Annotated in this window: 1 protein-coding gene; it reads left to right on the forward strand. The window is 28.2% G+C overall.

Annotated features, from left to right (window positions below; translation table 11 throughout):
- A partial coding sequence (locus tag LPW36_RS17650; RefSeq protein ID WP_230609480.1) for an IS1 family transposase occupies positions 1-107 on the forward strand: 107 nt, incomplete at its 5' end.
- Positions 108-855 lie beyond the last annotated feature (748 nt).

An 855-nucleotide genomic window follows, 5' to 3' on the forward strand; every position in this document is an offset into this window, starting at 1 on the left:
GAACCCATCTTAAACGGTTGACCCGCAAGACTATCTGCTTCTCAAAGTCAGAAGAAATGCACGATAAGATCATCGGATGGTATCTGACGATCAATCATTACCACTAAATCTGCGTCACGACCGAAAAATGAAGCAATAACCTTTCTCCGTACAGATTTAGCTATTATCTAAATATGGAATGCTTCATTAAAATTCAAAGTTGCAACTGATTAGTTTTATTTTGTTAGCCTGATAATAATAAAATTTGAAATGAAAAACAATTCATTTGATTTCATTTTTCATATTTTTTCAGGAGGTGTGTTTTTTAAATAATTTTATATTTATCAAATTCATATTATTATTTAGCTTCCATTGAATTATCTATAACAACAAGATTGATTTGGCAATTTATTCAGCTGTATAGCAACACTTTTATAATGATAAAATGAATTCAGGTAAAATATCAACAGTTCTTATCTATTCTTTGGATAGATGACATCATTATTTACTCAATTTTACCCTATGGTGATTTTTGACTGTTCACTTCAGAATGATTGTATTTTGTTGAATTCATGTTGTTTTTTAAAGCATACCCTCATAATGTTTTTATGAATTTTATTTATATAAGTAAATTAATTAATTTTTCATGGTTTTTATATTTATTTAATTTTAATGTATGTTTTTGTATAAAATAGTTTAATTGTTAATATTTATCATGGTAATTAAGTTAATCTGCTGTTAATTAAACAAAAAACCCCGCGATGCACTGAGGAATCCCCAGTAATGAGCAGGTAAAAAAAGACAGGCATAGAGTTTTGTGATCTACTGATTGTGCTATCAATTCAATGAGATCACCTCTATGCCTGTTTACCAAGT

This window comes from Limnobaculum eriocheiris (genome assembly GCF_021010575.1).
GTDB lineage: Bacteria > Pseudomonadota > Gammaproteobacteria > Enterobacterales > Enterobacteriaceae > Limnobaculum > Limnobaculum eriocheiris.